We start from the raw sequence: 1,126 nt of genomic DNA, 5'->3' as shown, positions 1-1,126 counted from the left end.
CAAGTGCTGTTAGTGCTGTTGGTAATGGCTTAAAAGGTTGGATATCCGACGCAATGGATACTCAAACAGCTATGATTGCCTTGAAGAACACGATGAAGTTCAAAGGTAATGGAAAAGATTTTGACTATGTAAGCCAATCTATGCAAAAGCTCGCTAGAGACACCAACGCAAATAGTGAAGATACTTTAAAACTTTCAACAACGTTCATTGGTTTAGGAGATAGTGCTAAAACAGCAGTTGGTAAAACAGAAGCGTTAGTAAAAGCTAACCAAGCGTTTGGTGGTACTGGAGAAAATTTAAAAGGTGTCGCACAGGCTTATGGTCAGATGGCGGCTTCTGGAAAAGTTACTGCTGAAAATATCAATCAGTTAACAGACAACAACACGGCTCTTAGCGCTTCTTTAAAAGACACTGTTATGCAAATGAACCCACAATTAAAGCAGTATGGTTCATTCAATGAAGCTGTTTCAAACGGTGCTGTCTCAATGGATATGCTCGATAAGGCTATGCAAAAAGCAGCAGACGGTTCAAGCGGTGCTACAAAAACTATAAGGGACACTTGGTCTGGTTTTAATGAAGACTTATCGCAAGCTTTACTTCCTACTCTTGAGGCTTTAACGCCTGTTATCAATGCCATAATTGATAAAATGGACGATTGGGGCAAAGGTGCTGGTAAAGCTATAGATAGCATAGTCAAGTATGTCAAAGAACTATGGGAAGCGTTAGAAAAAAATGGTGCTTTAAGTTCTTTCTCTAAGATTTGGGACGGTTTAAAATCAACTTTTGGTTCAGTTCTAAGTATAATCGGACAACTAATAGAATCATTTACTGGTGTAGATTCAAAAACTGCTGAAAGTTCAGGTTCTGTTGAGAATGTAAGTAAAACTATCGCTAATTTGGCAAAATGGTTGGCTGATGTCATAAAGAAAATCGCTGATTTTGCAAAGAAATTTAGTGAGAGTAAGGGTGCAATAGATGAGATAAAAGTGGCTTTAGTTGAACTAATAGCAGGGTTTGTGGCTTTTAAAATCGGAACTGGAATAGTAACTGCTATCGGTGCTTTCCAAAAGTTACAAAAGTCAATTAAATCAGGAATGGGCATAATGAAAGCTTTCAATAAGGTTGC

1 protein-coding gene is annotated in these 1,126 nt (G+C 38.0%); it reads left to right on the top strand.

Annotated features, from left to right (window positions below):
- The coding region (locus FDX22_RS21280) for a tape measure protein (RefSeq protein ID WP_146717736.1) at positions 1 to 1,126 on the top strand (1,126 nt) is incomplete at both ends.

Source organism: Citrobacter sp. TBCS-14 (assembly GCF_005280805.1).
In the GTDB taxonomy this organism is placed as follows: Bacteria; Pseudomonadota; Gammaproteobacteria; order Enterobacterales; family Enterobacteriaceae; genus Citrobacter; species Citrobacter gillenii.
Note: the sequence above shows the minus strand (reverse complement) of the source record. Positions and strands in the feature narration are given on the sequence as shown.